This is a genomic window from Cupriavidus sp. YR651 (genome assembly GCF_900101625.1).
Classification (GTDB): domain Bacteria; phylum Pseudomonadota; class Gammaproteobacteria; order Burkholderiales; family Burkholderiaceae; genus Cupriavidus.
In genome coordinates, this window is record NZ_FMYZ01000005.1 from 437,177 (window position 1) to 457,436 (window position 20,260).

The following is a 20,260-nucleotide window of genomic DNA, read 5'->3' on the forward strand; positions in this document are numbered from 1 at the left end:
TCTTGTGACGAGAGGATACTGCGCGGCTGAGCGAGTGACTGTAACCATTGGTCAGAAGCATCAAGCCTCAGACAATCAGTTCTGAATCCGGGGTTGGCCTGCGCTCCAGCAGCGCCGCGAGCTTGCGCAGTGCCAGCGACAACTGCGCGCGGTCGTCGACGCCGCCGAGCGAGATGCGGATGGCGTTCGGCGGATTGGGCCCGTCATGGAACGCATCGGAAGGCGTGACCCGCAGATCCTCCGCCAGCGCGGCCCGGGTGAGCTGATGCGTGGTCCAGTGCGCGGGCAGGCGGTGCCATACGTGGATGGCGCTCGGCGGCAACTGCCCGATCCCGCTCAGCCATCGGTTGGCAAGCTCGCATCGCGCCAATGCCTCGGTGCGGATGCCATCGAGCAGCGCCATCGCCGAGCCGTCCTGAATCCATTGCGTGGCCAGCGCCGCCGTCATGGGCGCGGCCATCAGCGCAAAGGCGCGGAGCGCCGCAAGCAGATCGTCGCCGCGCGTGCCCTCGGGCAACACGACATAGGCGGTGCGAAGGCCGGGGCTGAGGGTCTTTGACAGCGTCGATACGTAGTAGGTGCGTGCCGGGGCGAAACAAGCCAGTGGTGGCGGCGCCGATGGGGTCAGCAGCCAGTAAGGATCGTCCTCCAGCAAAGTGATATGGCGCTGCCCGGCAACCCGCGCGAGTTCCTCGCGGCGCGACGCCGGCATGGTATGCGTGGTCGGGTTCTGCGCGGTCGGATTCAGGTAGGCCAGCGTCGCGCCGTCGGCGCTGGCGGCCTCGAGCGCCTCGGGCAGCATCCCGTCCGCGTCGCACGCCGCGACAACGACGCGCCGCCCGAGCCGGGCCGCCGCCGCGCGGATGCCGGGATAGGCCAGCGGCTCGGTGACGATGGCATCGCCGGGCCGGGTCCGGATCAGGATCACGGCAGCCAGTGCCGCCTGCGCACCCGGACAGGCCACAAGGCGCGAGGTGTCGACGTGCCCGAATACCTGCTCCAGCCAGAGCGCGCCGGCAGCCCGGTCGGAAGCGCTGCCGCCACCTAGCTGGTAGGTCATCAGCAGGTGCGGGTCGCTGCGCAGCAAGACCTGCGACAACCCGCGCCGCAGCAGGTCCTGGAAGTCCAGGCCCGCAGGCGGCGGCGGAACGTTCATGCTCATGTCGACCACCCTGGCCAACTCGGCCCGGGGCGCGGCGATAAAGGTGCCGAGCGCGCCTCGGGCCTCGATCAGCTGACGCCGCTTGGCCTCGGTATAGGCGCGCGTCACGGTCGTGAGATCCACGCCGAGCGCACTGGCAAGACTGCGCTGCGGCGGCACGCGGTCTCCGGCAACGAGACGCCCTTCGCCGATGGCCCGCTCGATGAAATCCACAATCTGCAGATAGCGGGCACCGCCACGAGTGATCTGCAAATCCCATTTCGCATTGACCTCGCCGCCTTGCATGGCTTTCATGGGAAAAAAGTCCTCGATGTATGGGTTTTGTCTTCTATTAGCATGCCAGACATCATCACGGGAATCCATACAACGATTCACGCCGGAATGCCGGCCGACGCACTTTGGCAAACCCGCCAACGCGGCAGGTGGAAGCTGGCAAATGGCAGTGGCAGGCGCCGGGCGGCAAGGATCGACGGATACCTCAGTGATGCGTAACCAAGGTGTCCGAAATGCTCAAACCAACCGCCGGGCCGGCAGACAAGAATCGACATGGCCCGCTCCCCCGCTTGTCCCCCGGAAAATCACCGCGCCTCGTCTCGCTGCTCGTGGCCGCCCTCGGCAGCGTGCTGCTGAGCGGCTGCAACCTGGAGCTGCTCTCGCCAAAGGGCAGCGTGGGTGAACAGGAGAAATGGCTGATCCTGGTCGCCCTGTTCATCATGCTGATGGTCGTCATCCCGGTCATCGTCCTGACGCTGTGGTTCGCATGGCGCTACCGCGAGACCAATACGCGCGCCACCTACGCCCCCAAGTGGTCGCACTCCACCAAGATCGAAGTCGTGGTCTGGGGCATCCCCTGCGTGATCGTGGCCTGCCTGGCGCTGCTGATCTGGGAGTCGACGCACAAGCTCGATCCCTATCGGCCGCTCGCGTCGCAGGTCAAGCCGATCGAGGTCGACGTGGTCGCGCTGAACTGGAAATGGTTGTTCATCTATCCGGAGTTCGGCGTTGCATCGCTGAACCAGCTCGCGATTCCTGTCGGCACGCCAATCAACTTCAGGCTGACCTCGGAATCGATGATGAACTCGTTCTTCATTCCGCAACTGGGCAGCATGGTCTACACCATGGCCGGGATGCAGACGCGCCTGCACCTGATCGCCGACACGCCGGGCGTCTATCTCGGGCAGTCGGCCGCCTACAGCGGTCCCGGCTTCTCGGACATGCATTTCAAGACGCTGGCCACCTCGCGCGAGGAATTCGATGCCTGGATCCGCACCGCTCGTGCTTCGTCCCAGGCGCTCGACCTGAAAACCTACCGCGCGCTGGAACAGCCCAGCAGCAAGGACCCGGTCACGCTCTACGGCTCGGTCGCGCCGAAGCTGTTCGACCAGATCGCCGACAAATACATGATGGCCAACGACCAGATCTGCCGCGCAGACACCCTCGAATCTCTGCAGGCCTTCCAGCGCGTCCCGTCGGCGCCCCTGGGCCGCATGGAGCAATAACATGCTTGGAAAACTCAACCTGGACGCCATCCCCTTCCATGAGCCGATCATCATGGGGACCCTGGCCGCCGTGATCGTGCTGGGCATGGCGATGCTGGGCGCCATTACCTACTTCGGCAAGTGGAAGCCGCTGTGGAACGACTGGATCTGCTCCGTCGACCACAAGAAGGTCGGCGTGATGTACATCATCCTGGCGCTGGTGATGCTGCTGCGCGGCTTTGCCGACGCCATCATGATGCGCGCCCAGCAGGCGCTCGCCTACGGCGATGCCGCGGGCTACCTGCCGCCGCATCACTACGACCAGATCTTCACGGCGCACGGCGTGATCATGATCTTCTTCGTGGCGACCCCGCTGGTGCTCGGGCTGATGAACGTGATCGTGCCGCTGCAGATCGGCGCGCGCGACGTCGCCTTTCCGTTCGTCAATTCGCTGAGCTTCTGGATGTCGGCGATGGGCGCGGTGCTGCTCATGATGTCGATGTTCGTCGGCGACTTCGCGGCCACCGGCTGGGTCGCGTACCCGCCGCTGTCCGAGCTGGGTTACAGCCCGACACCGGGCGTCGACTACTACATCTGGTCACTGCAGATATCCGGGCTCGGCACCACGCTGACGGGCATCAACTTCATCGTGACGATCCTGCGCATGCGCGCGCCGGGCCTGAACCTGATGAAGATGCCGGTCTTCACCTGGACCGCGCTGATCACCAACATCCTGATCGTCGCGATCTTCCCGGTCTTGACCGCCACGCTCGCCCTGCTCACCGCCGACCGCTACCTCGGCATGCACTTCTTCACCAATGAGCTTGGCGGCAACGCGATGATGTACGTGAACCTGATCTGGATCTGGGGGCATCCGGAGGTCTACGTGCTGATCCTGCCGGCGTTCGGCGCCTTCTCCGAGATCATCGCCACGTTCTCGCGCAAGCCGCTGTTCGGCTACAAGTCGATGGTGTACGCCACCTCCTCGATTGGCGTGTTGTCGTTCTTCGTCTGGCTGCACCACTTCTTCACCATGGGCTCGGGGGCGAACGTCAATGCCTTCTTCGGCATCATGACCTCGATCATCTCGGTTCCCACCGGCGTGAAGCTGTTCAACTGGCTGTTCACGATGTACCGGGGCCGGATCCGCTTCCATACCTCGACCATGTGGACCATCGGCTTCATGGTGACGTTCGCGGTGGGTGGCATGACCGGCGTGCTACTGGCGATTCCGGGGGCCGACTTCGTCCTGCACAACAGCCTGTTCCTGGTCGCGCATTTCCATAACGTGATCATCGGCGGCGTGCTCTTCGGCTGCCTGGCCGGCATCAGCTTCTGGTTCCCCAAGGTGTTCGGCTTCAAGCTCAACGAGTTCTGGGGCAAGGTGTCGTTCTGGTGCTGGCTGGTTGGCTTCTTCCTCGCCTTCATGCCGCTCTACGTGCTCGGCTTCAAGGGCATGACGCGCCGGATGAATCATTACGCCAATGTCGACTGGCACCCGTACCTGGTGGTGGCGCTGGTCGGTGCCTTCGTCATCGGGGCCGGCATCCTGGCCATGGTGGTGCAGTTTGCGGTCAGCATCCGCGACCGCAAGACGAACCAGGATCTGACTGGCGATCCGTGGGACGCCCGCAGCCTGGAGTGGTCGACGGCCTCGCCCGCACCGTTCTACAACTTTGCCCATGTGCCGCACATCACGTCGCTCGAGCAGCACTGGGACGACAAGGAAACCGGACGAGCATGGCGACAGCCGGCTCACTACGAGGACATCCACATGCCGCGCAATACCTCGGCAGGCTTCCTCATTTCCGTGTTCGGGCTGGTGCTGTGCTTCGCGCTGGTCTGGCACATGTGGCTGGTCGCCATTGCCGGGCTGATCGGCGCCATCGCGACCTTCGTCGTGCGCAGCTATGACCGCGACGTGGATTACTACGTGCCCGCCGCCGAAGTCGAACGCATCGAACGCGCGCGCTACGCGCAACTGCAGGAAGCTGCCTGAAACCATGAATCCGACGCTTTCCCCTGCCCTGCATCATGCCGGGGCCGACTCCACGCACGACACGACCCACGACGCCGCGCACCACCATCACGACGCCGGATCCCACACCCCGCTGGGATTCTGGCTCTACCTGATGAGCGACTGCCTGATCTTCGCGGTGCTGTTCGCCACCTTCGGCGTACTGTCCGGCAACACGGCGGGCGGCCCCGGCGGGCGACAATTATTCGAGCTGCGGTTCGTGTTCGCCGAGACCATGGTGCTGCTGCTCAGCAGCTACACCTTCGGCCTGGCCATGCTCCGGCAGGACGCCGATGCCGCGCCGCGGATGATCCGCTGGCTGCTGGTCACGTTCGGGCTTGGCGCGCTGTTCATCGGCATGGAAGTCTACGAGTTCGCCCACCTGCTGCATGAAGGAGCGGGCCCTGGCGTCAGTGCCTACCTGTCGGCCTTCTTCACACTGGTCGGCACGCACGGGCTCCACGTCACGTCGGGCCTGCTGTGGCTCGCCGTGATGATCCACCAGATCCGGCATTTCGGGCTGGACGACATCGTGCGCCGACGCCTCGCCTGCCTGAGCCTGTTCTGGCATTTCCTGGACCTGGTCTGGATCTGCGTCTTCACCTTTGTCTACCTGCGGGAGTTCGCATGAAGCCATCCCATCTTCACGCCGTGCACGCCAACGAGTCGGCCGCGCATGGCAGCGTACGCAGCTACACCATCGGCCTGCTGCTGTCGGTGGCGCTCACCGTCGCGTCCTTCGCGACCGTGATGGCGGGAACGCTGTCGGCACACGTCGCGATCGCGCTGGTCGTCGGCCTCTGCGTCGCGCAACTGCTGGTGCAGCTGGTGTACTTCCTGCATCTTGGCACCGGCCCCGGCCAGCGTGGCAACACCGCCATCTTTGCCTGCACCGGCCTGCTGATCGTCATCGTCGTGGCCGGATCCCTGTGGGTGATGCACAACGCCGACCTCAACATGATGCCGACCGACATGTCCATCGAACGGGCACGGGCAAAAGACTAGCGCCGCGTGCGCAAGGAGTGCTACCACCATGTACGTCTATGACGCCATCGACCAGGTCCTCATCGACGAACGCGTCGTGCAGTTCGCGGACCAGACGCGCCGCTTTCTGGACGGCGCGCTCTCTGAAGATGAGTTTCGCGTACTGCGCCTGCAGAACGGCCTGTATATCCAGCGCCATGCGCCCATGCTGCGGGTGGCGATTCCTTACGGTATGCTGGCGTCCCGGCAGTTGCGCAAGCTCGCGCAGATCGCGCGCCGCTGGGATCGTGGTTACGGGCATTTCAGCACGCGCCAGAACCTGCAGTTCAACTGGCCAAGGCTGGAGGATGCTCCCGCCATCCTCGCGGAGCTGGCCACGGTGCAGATGCACGCCATCCAGACCAGCGGCAACTGCATCCGCAATACCACCACGGACCACTTTGCCGGCATCGCGCCCGATGAACTGGTGAACCCGCTGGTGTGGTGCGAGATCGTCAGGCAATGGTCGATGCTGCATCCCGAGTTCGCGTTCCTGCCGCGCAAGTTCAAGATCGCCATCAGCGGCGCGGTGACGGACCGGGCCGCGGTCGGCGTCCATGACATCGGGCTGCAAGCCGTGGAACAGGACGGGCAAACCGGCTTCAAGGTCTGGGTCGGTGGCGGCATGGGCCGCACGCCGATGGTGGGCAAGCTGATCCATCCCTTCGTGCCGTGGCAAGACCTGCTGACGTACCTGCAGGCGACGCTGCGCGTCTACAACCTGCACGGCCGTCGCGACAACAAGTACAAGGCGCGCATCAAGATCCTGGTGAAAGACCTGACCCCGGAGGTATTTCGCGCTCAGGTGGACGAGCAGTGGCAACGGATCCGTGGCGGCCCGGACACCGTCAGCGAAGCCTTCGTCGCCTCCATCGCGGCGCGCTTCACGATCCCGCCCTATGACCCCGCTGCCGCGGAAGCGCCGGATGACTCCGCCGAACTGGCCAGGACCGACCCCGCCTTCCGTCGCTGGCTGAAGAGCAACGTGCATCCACACCGGATGCCCGGCTACGCCGCCGTCACGGCATCGCTCAAGGCCACCGGCCAGGCGCCGGGCGACATGACGGCCGAACAGATGGAGACGATGGCCGACCTCGCCGAGCGTCACGGCTTTGGCGAACTGCGCGTATCGCACGAGCAGAACCTGATCCTTGCTGATGTCCGCCGCAGCGGCCTGCACGCCTTGTGGCGGGAACTGGACGCCGCCGGGCTGGCCACGCCTAACGTGGGCATGATCACCAACATCATCGCCTGCCCCGGCGGCGACTTCTGCTCGCTGGCCAATGCCGTCTCGATTCCCCTCGCACAGGCCATCCAGGAGCGCTTCGACGACCTCGACCATGTGCACGACATCGGTGAACTGGACCTGAACATCTCGGGCTGCATCAACTCGTGCGGGCATCACCATGTCGGCCACATCGGCATCCTCGGCGTCGACAAGGCCGGGCAGGCCTGGTACCAGATCACCATCGGCGGCCGGCAGAACGGCGCCGACGGCCAGGGCCGCCCGGATGGCGGAGCGGCAGGCGGAGCGGCCATCGGTCGGATCATCGGGCCCTCCTTCGCCCAGGAACAGGTGCCGGATGTGGTCGAGCGCCTGATCGAAACCTATCTCTCGCATCGCGACAGCGAAGCCGAGCGCTTCGTCGACGTGGTCGGCCGCATCGGCATCGAGCCATTCCAACGCGCCGTGTACCCGGACGCCAATACCGGCGCGCGGCGGTCGCGCCAGGAGACGGAAAATGCCTGAGCACGACCATCCCGCGGGCCAAGTCCGGCCCAATGTGATCCGTGACGGGTGCCTGATCGCGGATAGCTGGCTTTGGCCAACCGGGGATGCACGCGACGCGGACGCTGCGTGCCCGCCCGATGCGCCCGGCTACGTGGTAACGCCGGAGAACTGGGTGGCCTGCCGCGACCAGTACCGGGTTCGGCGGCATCCGATTGCAATCTGCCTGTCGCCGGATGCCGAGCCGCAGTGCTTGCTCGCGCCCGGTGCCACGGTCATCGATCCGACTGGCATCGCGATGATTGCCATCGACTTCCCGGTGTACACCGATGGCCGCGGCTATTCCATCGCGCAGCTTCTGCGGCACCAGTTAGGCTGGACCGGTGAACTGCGCGCCGTGGGCGATGTGATGATCGACACCGTGCACTACCTGGCGCGTTGCGGCTTCAACAGCTTTGCGATCAAGCCTGGGCACGACCCGGAAGCGGCACTGCTTGCCCTGGCGACGTTCTCGTCGTCATACCAGCGTAGCTATGGCCCCGCGAGCCGATAGCGCCGTCCGGCGGCGTTGTCACCATGACCACCCGTGAAGACAGCCAGCCTTCAGGCTGCTTATGAGCGATGTACTGCCAAGCCATCCCGTCCCACTCCCCGCCTGACGATCTGTGGTCTGCCATTGCAGACCTATCCAGCGCGCAACTGCATACGATTGTCGATATCGCGCTCGCCTCACCGAACGCGCCGACAGATCTTGCTTCATTCAGCGAGCGAATTCTGCGCGTCTTTGGAAACGTCGCGGGCATCGATTCCACGCCGCCATCGAAATCCCTCCTGCAAGCCCTCTGGGACAAGTATCGGCTTGGCCGTCCGCTATAACTCCGAGCAGGTCGCAGCGTCCGCGATCTGCCCCGGGGAGCGTTGCGCCACGATCGAGCGAGGCAAGTGCAAGCGAAGCGAAGCGTTCGGTCGACCACCATGAGCACGGGTCATGTGCCCGCGGCTTACTTGCGCGATTGCATTTGCGCGCCAATGCTTGTTCCTATGTCACCTTGCCGGAGGAACAATCATGGACACAGGAAGCGAACTGCAAGCCACCGTGGACGCCCTGGTACAAGCGGGCAAGGGCCTGCTGGCCGCGGATGAGAGCGGGCCGACGATCGCCAAGCGGTTCGAGCGCATCGGGGTGGAATCGAGTGAGGAAAACCGCCGGGTGTGGCGCAACCTGCTCCTGTCCACACCGGGTCTTGGTGAATTCATCAGCGGCGTGATTCTCTACGAGGAAACGCTGGGCCAGCGCGCCGACGATGGCACACCGTTGCCAGAACTGGCTGCACGCCTTGGCATCGTGCCCGGCATCAAGGTGGACAAAGGCAAGCTCGCGCTCGCCCACGCGCCGGGAGATGAGGTCACGGAGGGTCTTGATGGGCTGGCCAGGCGGCTTGCCGGCTATCGCCAGCAGGGCGCGCGCTTTGCCAAGTGGCGCGCGGTGTACAACGTGTCGGACACGCTGCCTGGACGGCTTGCGATCCAGGCCAATGCCGAGGCGCTGGCTCGCTATGCCGCCATCTGCCAGGAGACGGGCGTAGTACCCATTGTCGAGCCCGAGGTGCTGATGGATGGCGCGCACTCCATGGCACGTTGCGCCGAGGTCACCGAGGCCGTGCTGCACGAAGTCTTTCACGCTTTGCATCGGCACGCAGTGGTGCTCGAACACATGCTGCTGAAACCCAGCATGGTGCTTCCCGGCAAGGAAGCCGGGCACGCCGCACCAGCCGAGGTCGCCATGCAGACCGTGCAGATACTCAAGCGCACCGTGCCGGCGGCTGTGCCGGGCATATTCTTCCTGTCCGGCGGCCAATCCCCGACCGAGGCCACCGCCAACCTCGATGCCATGAACCGGCTCGCCCCTCTGCCCTGGCGGCTGTCCTTCTCCTACGGCCGCGCCTTGCAGGAACCTCCCCTGCACGCCTGGCACGGCGAGGCCGCCAACACGGCGCAAGCGCAACGGGCGCTGCTGCAGCGCTCCCGGCTGAATGGCATGGCCTGCCTGGGGCAATATGAAGCGGCGATGGAGAAGGCGGGAGGCTAAATTGAGCCCTGACGGATGCCAATGACATCGGACGAGGGTTGTATCAAGCAGCGTGGGAGGTCTGCATTTGACGCGAATGTGAGAATCGGCTATTGGCGCCCGTTGGCCGGGCAAGTAGCAACGCTGATCAGAGGCCGGGGCCGAACCTCGGCCCAAATACGTCTGAGCGCGATTGGGAATACAGCGCTATCCAGCGAACTGGAGATCCAATTTAGTTGACAGAGTGACTGAGGCTCCGAGACAGCGACAGACACTCGTAAAGTGCTGATAGGGACTGTCGACCGCCGGTATGGTAGATTGCAGCCCGCACGCATTCAAGGGGCTCCGTTTGCCACCTGATATGCAGCCACGCCATCTCGATAAATGGCAGCCAGACAGCCGAAAACGGCACCCGCGCCACCAAAAAACATAGAATGCTTTTCAATTCCGCGATATTCATTTTCGCCTTTCTTCCGATTACCCTGGCTGGATATTACGCACTGTTATATTTTTCACACAGGGAACTCACGCTCGCCTGGCTGACCTTGTGTTCGCTGGCGTTCTACGGGTGGTGGAACCCCGCACACCTCTGGCTAATCACAATATCCATTGCGTTTAATTACGCAACCGGACGACTAATCAGTCGCCCGGGAAGATTCAGGCGAGCGGGATTGATGGTTGGAATTATTACCAACCTGGCGGCGCTCGGGTATTACAAATACTATGATTTCTTCATCGGCACGCTGAATTCCGCCCTTGCCACGGATTTCAATCTTCAGCACATTGTCCTCCCGCTTGCCATCTCATTTTTCACGTTTACGCAAATCGCCTTCCTGGTCGATTCGTATCGTGGCGAGGCAAACGAGTACAATTTCCTGCACTACTGCCTGTTTGTCACCTTCTTTACACACCTGATTGCTGGGCCAATCGTTCACCATAAAGAGCTTTTGCCGCAATTCCTACGGGATGAAAAACTGCGCTTCAACACTGAGCAGTTCGCGATCGGAATAACCATCTTCATCTTTGGGCTCTTCAAGAAAATTATTCTTTCCGACAGCCTTAGCTCGAGCGTTTCTCACGTTTATGGCTCGACCGGGGTGGAGGGAGCAGCAAATCCAGACTTCATCCATGCATGGATAAGCACCCTATCCTATACATTGCAATTATATTTCGATTTTTCCGGATATTCGGACATGGCAATTGGCCTGTCACTGCTGTTTGGCGTGAAGCTCCCTATCAACTTCAATTCGCCATATAAATCACGCAGCATTATTGAATTCTGGCATCGCTGGCATATTACCCTGTCCAACTTTCTGCGAGACTACCTGTACATAGCACTTGGGGGCAATCGGAAAGGCCCCGTTCGCCGTTACCTGAACCTCTGGGTGACCATGCTGCTGGGAGGCGCATGGCACGGAGCAAGCGTTAATTTCATAGTCTGGGGTGGGCTTCACGGGGCTTATCTCGTCTGCAACCATGCATGGCGCGCCCTATGTCGTGGCGTAATCGACCTCGAACCACCAAAGCTTATCCGGCCGCTAATTACCGCGTCGGCCGTTGGGCTCACCTTCCTAGCAACCGTGTTTGCCTGGGTTTTTTTTAGAGCAGACACATTGCACTCCGCAACAACCATCGCGTCCGCGATGCTTGGGAAAAACGGCTTCTCTATCGCACCAGTTTCCGCTGATTTTGCGGTAATCAGTGGCGCACTCAAACAAGCCGCCCTTGAAATAGAAAAAATCCAGAATCTAAATTGGCTCCAGAAGGCCATTAGCTTTACTCTGTCCGCCCAAAAGATCGACTTCGGCACCGTCGGGACACTTGCGACTCTTGCCGCGCTCTTGCTCGTGGTCTGGTTTCTCCCAAACACCTCCGAGGTCTTCAGGGAACACGAGCCTGCTCTTGGACTAGATAGAAGCAATGTCAAGATGCGATGGGGATTCGCTCTGACACCACAAGCAGGTCTTGCCATCGGCATCGTCGCCATGTTCACGCTATCGCGCCTGTTCTCGGGCACTCCCTCCGAGTTCATGTACTTCAACTTCTGATTGATTGATGCGCAAAGCCAGTTCTTATCTGACAGCCATGCTATGCGGGTGCCTCATAGCGTTGGCCGCATGGTGTGCTCTGTTCTATAGCCAATTGGGGCTGCCCACGACTCACAGCTATTGGACCAGCGCACTTGTTACTCAAAAGCTCGCTGCCGCCCGGAATGCGAGCGGCAACAAGATTGTAGTCATTGCCGGATCCAGCGGGAATTTCAACGTCGATGCCGAACTCATTTCCAGGAAACTGGGAATATCAACAGTCAATCTTGGTACACACGCAATTCTGCCGTTGGGGTACATGCTCGATCATGCAAGGCCAATACTGCATCGCGGAGATACAGTAATACTTGCACTCGAGTATCTTTACTTCGCGAGTGATGAACGCCTCAGTGAGGCGTATCTCGATTACCTCATCTCCCGGGACCCCGAATATTTTCGCAGCCGAGGCCTCCGGGAAAAGGTTGAAATAATTGGTCACGTCTCGCTGAAACGCCTGCTGACTGCCAAGAAGGAATCCTGGCAACCTCGCGGGAGCCCGTATCCCTTCAACGTTTATACCGATTTCTTTTACTCGCCGTTCGGTGACACGCACGCGAACAACCTGGTTTTCCTCAATGAAACCATGAGGAACGGCCGCGCAGGCGCACTAGTCGAACATCGAATCCCAACCATTTCCGATAAACAAATTAATTGGTCCTTATTAGCCGATTTCGTGGCGTGGTGCAAAACTCAAGGCGTCAAAATCATAGCTGTTCCGCCAGCCACAATGAAATTTGATGTTTACCAAGACCCAAAATTTCGCAGGGGAATTGAAGCCGTTCGGAGACTGTACAGCGACAGGGGTGTTCCTTTTATTGGCGACCCATACGACGCGATGTTGGAACGCGATCTGTTCTTCGATACCAACTATCACGCCAATCAACTGGGCAAGCGTAAGTACACGGAACTACTTCTTCACTGGCTTGATGGCGAATTGCCACCTATGCGGACGGATGGCAAGTTTCAAGAAACATCGGTTGATAGCCCCGTCGACGAAGTGCTACGCCACTTTAATGGTTGGATGCCAATTGCTGGCTTGAGAACATTCGAGGGCCCATACCCTGAACGCCAATTGAATGCGGTGGCATGGGGATCTCCACAACTGCGCTTGCAGGTGGACATGGATCGGGACGACCAGAGACTTTTGACACTGGATGCCGCGCCCATTTCAAATGGACAACCGTTGCACATACTCGTAAATGATCGAGAAATCTATGCTGGTCATCTGGCAAATGCTGATGAGTTCAGCAGAATTGCGGTAGTGCTACCGCTCAAGAGCGGACAAAACACGATTACGATTCGAACCAGTTCCGCGTCAACGAGTGAGACAGGTATAAGCGCCTTGTTCAGAGAACTATTGCTATCGCCAAGCCCCGCGAAGGAAAACCACCGTCGAGCCGAACTGCCCCAGAACCGAGCCTCGTGAGCTGCCGGACATCCAGCTACCTGTTGCAAAGAGCACATCTGTCACTAAATGTCCGTCAAAGGTACGGTGCAGCCATCCATGCGCCCTCGAATCGAGCACAACAAGTTTGTAGCCGCCGAACCCGACACCGCGCTCCAAGAGCGTCACGATGGTCTGGTGAGATCGCTTGATGGCCGAGTCATGGTGAAGGAGTTACATTTCGTCTGCGGTATCGTGAAGGAATTGGCCTGGCGGCCAGCTTAGTTCACAGGAGACGCACTCATGTTTCTCACGCGACTCGTTGCTTACGGCATCGCTGCGTCTGTGCTGACTGGATGTGCGGTTGGACGCGGAACAGTCGATCTAACGGCGCCGCACGCTGCAAACCCTTCAACCGGCAAATACGTACGCATCGAACCGGTCCTGGACAAACGCACCTTTACTGTCGCGCCACCCAGTGCGGACATGGCGTCGTTGGATCCTGATGAAGATACGAGCGATGCGTCCAAGGCACGCGCGATCGGACGCAAGCGGAACACGTTTGGAAAAGCGCTTGGAGACGTGGTCCTCCCCGAAGGAAAGACGGTGTCTGGATTGGTCGAGAGTGCCTTGGCTACGGGCTTCCAGCAAGCTGGCTACATCGTGGTAATGAAGGGAGATCCGAATTTCGACGGCGCCGCTTCGGTGAATGCGGAGATCATTGATTTCTGGGCGTGGATTCAACCTGGCTTCTGGTCCGTCACCACCAACCAAAAGTCCGAGGTCCAGCTAGCTGGCGATGTCGGCGGACTTCATGGCTCCCGGACTATCAAGACACGCGTCAGCGAATCCAAGCAAGTCGTAACGTCCGGAGACTGGCGGGAGATCGTGGAGAAGGGACTAGCGGCAATATCGGAGCAGACCAAACAGATTCTCGGCAACTGACCACCCCAACAAGTCCGGCGTGAACTGAGGATTCCAGTGGGACCGAAAACGACAAAGCCCGCGTAACCAATTGATTACGCGGGCTTTTATTTGGTCGGGGCGAGAGGATTTGAACCTCCGACCACCTGCACCCCATGCAGGTACGCTACCAGGCTGCGCTACGCCCCGAAGCAAAAGATTATAACAGAGACATTTCGTCGATGGCTAGTGATTCACCGGCAATTTATCCGTGCCGGGCGATCTCCTTCAACTGCGCCAACAGATGTTGAACTTCCACAATTTCATTGCGCAGCGCGTTCAGATCCACCGAGAGAACCGGCGCCTGTGTCATCGCTTCGACCGGTTCGTCCGCCACATCCTGGGGCAGTGCACCCATGGCGTGGTGGCGTCCTTCGTCGAGTCGATTGCGCGCGCCGTTGATCGTGAAGCCCTGCTCGTACAGCAGTTCGCGAATGCGTCGGATCAGCAGGACTTCGTGGTGCTGGTAGTACCGACGATTGCCGCGACGCTTGACCGGCTTCAGTTGCGTGAACTCTTGTTCCCAGTAGCGCAGCACGTGCGGCTTGACGGCGCAAAGCTCGCTGACCTCACCAATGGTGAAGTAGCGTTTTGCGGGAATCGGCGGCAGCGCTACGCGCTCGCTGGATTTTTCCGTCATGCGATGGGAAGGCAGGTGTCAGGCCGTACGGCATGACTCGGTTGGCGTGGCGTGCACGCGGCATTGCAGGATACAGACTGCAAGGGCCGCGGGCAATCCGCCAAACGGGTCAGCTGGAACAGGTGTGTGGGCGCAGCGACGGCGCGAATTTCTCGCGCCGGATCGCATCGGCAATCAGCCAGGTACGGCCAGGCCTGCGCGCTCTTCGACCAGGCCCTTGAGTTTCTGGCTGGCGTGGAACGTCACCACGCGGCGCGCGGTAATGGGGATGATTTCACCGGTCTTGGGGTTGCGCCCGGGCCGTTGCGGCTTGTCACGCAACTGGAAATTGCCAAAGCCGGACAGCTTCACGCTGTCGCCCTGCTCCAGGGCTTCGCGAATCACGTCGAAAAATGCTTCGACCATGTCCTTCGATTCGCGCTTGTTCAGGCCAACCTGGTCGAACAGCATTTCTGCGAGTTCGGCCTTGGTCAGCGTCGGCACCTCGGTCGCGCGGGCTTCCGGCGATGCATCGTCGAGGGAGGCAGCGTGCCGGTCGCTCACCTCGCCCAGGTCTGCAGCATTCATGGAATTCGCGTCTCGATCATTCATTCTTGATCGCTCTTGGGAGTCTGTCTGGCGATCCGCCCGGGAGCTGTGCCCGGGCGCTCCAGATGTCAGCGATCTGCTCAACCGCGCAGGCGGGCATCAAATCCCGCCACCAGCGCATCGATCATGCAGCGTACCGCACCGTCGACTGTCTCGTCCTGGAGGGTCGCCCCAGTATCTTGCAAGGTCAGACGGAACGCAAGGCTTTTCTCATCCGCCCCGATCGCAGCCGAAGCTGCCTTGGGACGGAACTCGTCGAACAACACCAGGCTTTGCACGAAGTGGCCAAGCCCTGCCTTGTCCAGCGCGGCACGCATGGCGTCGATCAAGTCCTGCACGCGCACGGACTGCTTGACCACCACCGCCAGATCGCGCACGGCAGCCGGGAATTTGGAGATCTCCGCGTAGGTTGGCAAGCCGACCTCGCGCAGCGGATCCAGTTCGAGTTCAAATACGACTGGCGCATGGGTCAGCTCGTATTCCTGCAGCCAGCGCGGATGCAGCTCGCCCACCACGCCTACCGGCTTGCCGTCGACGATCACGCGGGCAGCACGGCCCGGGTGCAGCGCGGGGTGCCCCACCGGCTCGAAGCGGGCGGTACGCGGATGAAACAGCGTTTCCACGTCTCCCTTGACGTCGAAGAAGTCCACCGGGCGCGTATCGATACCCCATTGCTCTTCGAACGCCGGGCCGTTGGCGATACCGGCGGCCATCATCGGCTGATGGTAGCCCGCCACGGTCAGGCCGCCGTCGGTCACGTTGGCATCACGGTGGAATACGCGGCCCACTTCAAACAGGCGCACGCGGGCAGCCTTGCGGTTGAGGTTGTAGCGGACCTTTTCCACCAGGCCGCCGATCAGCGTGGAACGCATGACGGCCAGCTGGCTGGCGATCGGGTTCAGCAGGCGGATCGGGTTGTCGTTCGCAGCGAAGTCACGCTCCCACTGCTCTTCCACGAAGGCGAAGTTGATCACCTCCTGGTAGTCGCGGGCAGCCAGCGCGTGGCGTACCGCGTGGGTCGAGCGGCGCGCCTCGTTGGTCGGGCGCATTTCGTTTTCGGCGATCGGGGGCCGCGCGGGAATCCGCTCGAAGCCGTAGATCCGGGCAACTTCTTCGATCAGGTCTTCCTCGATCTCGATGTCGAAACGGTAGCTCGGCGGCGTGACGTCAAACACCTCGCCCTCCGCGCCCTCCGAACGGGTAAACGGCAGGTTCAGGCGCTGGAACACGTCGGCGATCTCGACCGATGACAGCTCGATGCCCAGCACGCGCTCGGCGCGCGCCACGCGCAGGCTCACCGGCGCCCGTTGCGGCAGGTTGACGATCTGATCATCCACGGGACCAGCCTGGCCACCGCAGATCTGGAGGATCAGCGCCGTAATGCGCTCGATATGCTCGACGGTCGTGGCGTAGTCCACGCCGCGCTCGAAGCGGTGCGCGGCATCGGTCGAGAAGTTATAGCGGCGGGCGCGGCCCTGGATGGCATTGGGCCACCAGAACGCGGCTTCCAGGTAGATGTTGGTCGTGTCCAGCGACACGGCGGTGCTGTCACCGCCCATGATGCCGGCCAGGCTCTCGATTTCCTTGTCGTCGGCGATCACGCCAACCTGCTCGTCCACCTCTACTGTATTGCCATTGAGCAGCTTGAGCTGTTCGCCCTTGCGGCCCCAGCGCACATCCAGCCCGCCGTGGATCTTGTCCAGATCGAACACGTGGGACGGACGGCCCAGCTCCAGCATGACGAAGTTGGAAATGTCCACCAGCGCCGAGATGCTGCGCTGGCCCGAGCGCTCCAGGCGCTGCACCATCCAGGCTGGCGTGGCGGCGCGGGCGTTCACACCGCGGATGACCCGGCCCGAGAAACGGCCGCAGAGGTCCGGTGCCGAAATCTTCACCGGCAGCTTTTCCTGGAGCGTCACGGCCACGGGCGACATATCCGGCAGCGTCAGCGCGGCGCCGGTCAGCGCGGAGACTTCACGCGCGACGCCGTGGATCGACAGACAGTCCGCCTTGTTCGGCGTGAGCTTGATCGTGAAGACCTGGTCGTCAAGGTCCAGGTACTGGCGAATATCCTGCCCTACCGGCGCGTCTTCCGGCAGGATCAGCAGGCCGCCGTGGTCTTCGGACAGCTTGAGCTCGCGAGCCGAGCACAGCATGCCGTAGCTGTCCACGCCGCGCAGCTTGCCCACCTTGATTTCGAACGGCTGGCCGCCGTCTTCGGCGGGCGGCAACACGGCACCCACCAGCGCGCACGGCACCAGGATACCCGGCGCAACGTTCGGCGCGCCACAGACGATCTGCAGCGTCTCGCCCGTGCCCGCGTCCACCTGACATACGTTCAGGCGGTCGGCGTTGGGATGGCGTTCGGTGGCGATGACGCGTGCCACCACGATCTTGTTGAACGGCGGCGCAACCGGGCCGACCTCTTCCACTTCCAGCCCGGCCATGGTCAGGCGGTGCGACAGCACGTCGGTGGAGATCTTGTCAGGATTGGCGAACGTACGAAGCCAGGATTCCGAGAATTGCATGGCGCTTCTGATCCGGTAGGTATTCTGTTGTGTCTTCTGGGAAGATGGGCAGTCTGGTCGCGATCAGGCGAACTGGCGCAGGAAGCGCACGTCGCCTTCGAAGAACAGACGCAGGTCGTTGATGCCGTAGCGCAGCATCGTCAGGCGCTCCAGGCCGGAGCCGAACGCGAAGCCGATGTAGCGCTCGGGATCGAGGCCCATGTTGCGCAGCACGTTGGGGTGCACCTGGCCCGAGCCGGAAATCTCCAGCCACTTGCCGTTGCCGAAGGCCATGTCGATTTCCGCCGACGGCTCGGTGAACGGGAAGTACGACGGACGGAAGCGCACCTGGATGTCGTCACGCTCGAAGAACTTGCGCAGGAAATCGGTGTAGACGCCCTTCAGGTCCGCAAAGCTCACGTTGTCGCCAATCCACAGGCCTTCCACCTGGTTGAACATCGGCGAATGCGTGGCGTCGCTGTCTACGCGATACGTGCGGCCGGGGCAAATCACCTTGATCGGCGGCATCGGTTTGCCGGCGTACTTCTGCACATGCATGCGCGCGTAGCGGACCTGCATCGGGCTGGTGTGCGTACGCAGCAGCAAGAGCTTGTCGTCGGTATCACGGCCATCCACGTAGAACGTGTCCTGCATCGAACGCGCCGGGTGGTTGTCCGGATTATTCAGCGCGGTGAAGTTCATCCAGTCGGTCTCGATCTCGGGGCCGTCGGCCACATCGAAACCGATCGAACCGAAGATCTGTTCCACGCGCTCCCAGGTCCGCATCACTGGATGCAGGCTGCCGCGCGCAACGGTACGGCCGGGCAGCGTCACGTCGATGGCCTCGGCGGCCAGTCGTGCGTTCATCAGCGCATCGGCAAGCGCCTGTCGGCGGGCCTGCAGTGCGGCTTCCACCTGCTGCTTGACCTGGTTGATCCGGGCGCCTTCGCTCTTGCGCGCCTCCGGGTCCAGCTTGCCGAGGCCCTTGAGCAGCTCGGTCAGCGCGCCGGTCTTGCCCAGGAAGCGGGCTTTCTCGTTTTCCAGCGTGGCGTTGTCGTTGGCAGCGGCGAAGGCGGCCTGTGCGTCGGCGACGATTTGATCCAAATCCAGGGACATGACGGCGATCGTGGAATGGTTGGCACGTGCGTGCGGTATTGCATCTCGGATGCCGTTTCGCATCGACAGCGATCGACACGGCATTCGAAATGAAAACGGGGCTCGGTGAGGAGCCCCGTTTCAGCAGACCTTGCGGTCGGTGCTTGCCCGGAAGCGCTATACGGCGCTTCCGCAGCCGGCATCAGGCAACGGTGGCTTTCACCTGGTTGACGATGGCGGCAAAGGCAGGCTTGTCATGGATGGCCATGTCCGACAGCACCTTGCGGTCGAGTTCGATCGAGGCCTTCTTCAGACCGTTCATGAACACGCTGTAGGTCATGCCATGCTCACGCGTAGCAGCGTTGATACGTGCAATCCAGAGAGCGCGGAACACGCGCTTCTTGTTGCGACGATCGCGGTACGCGTACTGACCAGCACGCATGACCGCCTGCTTGGCGATGCGATAGACATTATTGCGACGGCCGCGGTAACCCTTGGCAGCGTCGATAACCTTCTTGTGACGGGCCCGTGCAGTGACCCCACGTTTTACTCGAGGCATGTAATACTCCTTTCGTTATCGTTTGGGGTTATGCGTAGGGCATCATTGCGCGAACGGACTTCAGGTTCGTCTCATGGACGTCCTGGGTGCCGCGCAGGTGACGCTTGTTCTTGGTGGTCTTCTTGGTCAGGATGTGACGCTTGAAGGCCTGGCCGCGCTTGAACGAACCGTTCGGGCGCGCCGTAAAGCGCTTGGAAGCGCTTTTCTTGGTCTTCATCTTAGGCATGAAAAACTCCAGCTCTATGACATGCATGCAGGTGGACGGCTGACGCCGACGCTTGCAAGACCCGCATCCACTTGTTGTTGTACGCAGCCCGCAGGAGACCACGTACGGTTTCCGCACGAGACAACGCCGGGATGCAACTGGCACCCCGGCCGTCGCCCCGCGCAAGAATTACTTCTTCTTCTTGGGGGCCAGAACCATCACCATCTGGCGGCCTTCCATCTTCGGCATCTGCTCGACCTGACCCAGTTCTTCCAGATCTGCCTTCAGACGCTCCAGCATGCGCGCGCCGATTTCCTGGTGAGCCATCTCACGACCGCGAAACCGCAGCGTGATCTTGGTCTTGTCACCTTCTTCCAGGAAGCGTCTCAGGTTGCGCAGCTTGACGTTGTAGTCGCCATCATCCGTGCCAGGGCGGAACTTCACTTCCTTGACCTGGATGATCTTCTGCTTCAGCTTGGCCTCATGGGCGCGCTTGGCTTCCTCGTACTTGAACTTGCCGTAGTCCATGATGCGGGCCACGGGGGGAGTCGCGTTAGGGGCGATCTCCACCAGATCCAAGTCCTTATCCTCAGCCAGGCGAAGCGCGTCCATAAACTTGACGATGCCGAGCTGCTCGTTATCAACCCCTACCAGGCGCAGTTCGGGCGCGCTGATCTCCCGGTTGATACGGTGACCTTTGTCTGTAGCGATGTTCCGTTACCTCAAGAAGACAAAAAAACAAGCCGTGCTCGACA

The 20,260-nt window shown here is 61.5% G+C and carries 18 protein-coding genes and 1 tRNA gene; 10 read left to right on the top strand and 9 right to left on the bottom strand.

Features of this window, described 5'->3' with window-relative positions; all coding sequences use genetic code 11:
- Nucleotides 1–67: 67 nt before the first annotated feature.
- Nucleotides 68–1,447: an aminotransferase-like domain-containing protein gene (locus BLR29_RS17045; protein ID WP_092138176.1), complete on the bottom strand. Its 1,380-nt coding sequence runs from the start codon at nt 1,445–1,447 to the stop codon at nt 68–70.
- Nucleotides 1,448–1,668: 221 nt separating this feature from the next.
- On the opposite strand from BLR29_RS17045, the gene cyoA reads away from it, so the two are divergent.
- The 10 genes from cyoA to BLR29_RS17095 all read left to right on the top strand — a co-directional run bounded on the left by cyoA (nt 1,669) and on the right by BLR29_RS17095 (nt 13,893).
- Nucleotides 1,669–2,661 (top strand): ubiquinol oxidase subunit II, encoded by a 993-nt coding sequence (cyoA, locus tag BLR29_RS17050; protein WP_092138177.1) that lies wholly within the window; start codon nt 1,669–1,671, stop codon nt 2,659–2,661.
- Between the two features lies 1 nt (nt 2,662).
- The gene (cyoB, locus tag BLR29_RS17055) at nt 2,663–4,639 is read left to right on the top strand and encodes a cytochrome o ubiquinol oxidase subunit I (protein ID WP_092138178.1); all 1,977 of its coding nucleotides are present in this window, start codon (nt 2,663–2,665) and stop codon (nt 4,637–4,639) included.
- 4 nt (nt 4,640–4,643) lie between these two features.
- Nucleotides 4,644–5,288 (top strand): cytochrome o ubiquinol oxidase subunit III, encoded by a 645-nt coding sequence (cyoC, locus tag BLR29_RS17060; RefSeq protein ID WP_092138179.1) that lies wholly within the window; start codon nt 4,644–4,646, stop codon nt 5,286–5,288.
- On the top strand, nt 5,285–5,662 hold the full coding sequence (gene cyoD / locus BLR29_RS17065) for a cytochrome o ubiquinol oxidase subunit IV (protein WP_092138180.1): 378 nt from the start codon (nt 5,285–5,287) through the stop codon (nt 5,660–5,662). The genes cyoC and cyoD overlap by 4 nt, the downstream gene beginning before the upstream one ends.
- Before the next feature lie 28 nt (nt 5,663–5,690).
- The gene (locus tag BLR29_RS17070; protein WP_092138181.1) at nt 5,691–7,430 is read left to right on the top strand and encodes a nitrite/sulfite reductase; all 1,740 of its coding nucleotides are present in this window, start codon (nt 5,691–5,693) and stop codon (nt 7,428–7,430) included.
- Nucleotides 7,423–7,962, top strand: coding sequence for a DUF934 domain-containing protein (locus BLR29_RS17075; protein WP_092138182.1), 540 nt, complete (start codon nt 7,423–7,425; stop codon nt 7,960–7,962). Before BLR29_RS17070 ends, BLR29_RS17075 begins: the two co-directional genes overlap by 8 nt.
- Nucleotides 7,963–8,475: 513 nt before the next feature.
- Nucleotides 8,476–9,498 carry a class I fructose-bisphosphate aldolase gene (locus tag BLR29_RS17080; protein ID WP_092138183.1) on the top strand — a complete coding sequence of 341 codons (1,023 nt, stop codon included), beginning with the start codon at nt 8,476–8,478 and terminating at the stop codon, nt 9,496–9,498.
- A gap of 413 nt (nt 9,499–9,911) precedes the next feature.
- On the top strand, nt 9,912–11,525 hold the full coding sequence (locus tag BLR29_RS17085) for an MBOAT family O-acyltransferase (RefSeq protein WP_092138184.1): 1,614 nt from the start codon (nt 9,912–9,914) through the stop codon (nt 11,523–11,525).
- 7 nt (nt 11,526–11,532) lie between these two features.
- The gene (locus BLR29_RS32000; RefSeq protein WP_143018470.1) at nt 11,533–12,990 is read left to right on the top strand and encodes a hypothetical protein; all 1,458 of its coding nucleotides are present in this window, start codon (nt 11,533–11,535) and stop codon (nt 12,988–12,990) included.
- Between the two features lie 261 nt (nt 12,991–13,251).
- Complete coding sequence (locus BLR29_RS17095; protein WP_092138186.1) at nt 13,252–13,893, top strand: flagellar biosynthesis protein; 642 nt, start codon at nt 13,252–13,254, stop codon at nt 13,891–13,893.
- Between the two features lie 91 nt (nt 13,894–13,984).
- Here the strand turns inward: BLR29_RS17095 and BLR29_RS17100 are convergent.
- From BLR29_RS17100 to infC, 8 genes are all read right to left on the bottom strand, one after another.
- Nucleotides 13,985–14,061 (bottom strand) — tRNA-Pro (locus BLR29_RS17100).
- A 55-nt stretch (nt 14,062–14,116) separates the two neighbouring features.
- Nucleotides 14,117–14,551, bottom strand: coding sequence for a MerR family transcriptional regulator (locus BLR29_RS17105; protein ID WP_092138187.1), 435 nt, complete (start codon nt 14,549–14,551; stop codon nt 14,117–14,119).
- 174 nt (nt 14,552–14,725) lie between these two features.
- The gene (locus tag BLR29_RS17110; RefSeq protein ID WP_092138188.1) at nt 14,726–15,142 is read right to left on the bottom strand and encodes an integration host factor subunit alpha; all 417 of its coding nucleotides are present in this window, start codon (nt 15,140–15,142) and stop codon (nt 14,726–14,728) included.
- A gap of 77 nt (nt 15,143–15,219) precedes the next feature.
- Complete coding sequence (gene pheT, locus BLR29_RS17115) at nt 15,220–17,667, bottom strand: phenylalanine--tRNA ligase subunit beta (protein ID WP_092138189.1); 2,448 nt, start codon at nt 17,665–17,667, stop codon at nt 15,220–15,222.
- Between the two features lie 63 nt (nt 17,668–17,730).
- A complete protein-coding gene (gene pheS / locus BLR29_RS17120; protein WP_176860982.1) occupies nt 17,731–18,756 on the bottom strand; it encodes a phenylalanine--tRNA ligase subunit alpha in 1,026 nt (341 codons plus the stop codon).
- Nucleotides 18,757–18,943: 187 nt separating this feature from the next.
- Nucleotides 18,944–19,300 carry a 50S ribosomal protein L20 gene (gene rplT, locus BLR29_RS17125; RefSeq protein WP_008650487.1) on the bottom strand — a complete coding sequence of 119 codons (357 nt, stop codon included), beginning with the start codon at nt 19,298–19,300 and terminating at the stop codon, nt 18,944–18,946.
- 28 nt (nt 19,301–19,328) lie between these two features.
- On the bottom strand, nt 19,329–19,526 hold the full coding sequence (gene rpmI, locus BLR29_RS17130; RefSeq protein ID WP_011297448.1) for a 50S ribosomal protein L35: 198 nt from the start codon (nt 19,524–19,526) through the stop codon (nt 19,329–19,331).
- A 168-nt stretch (nt 19,527–19,694) separates the two neighbouring features.
- Entirely contained in the window at nt 19,695–20,216 is a 522-nt protein-coding gene (gene infC, locus BLR29_RS17135) for a translation initiation factor IF-3 (RefSeq protein ID WP_092138190.1), read from the bottom strand.
- Between the last annotated feature and the right edge of the window lie 44 nt (nt 20,217–20,260).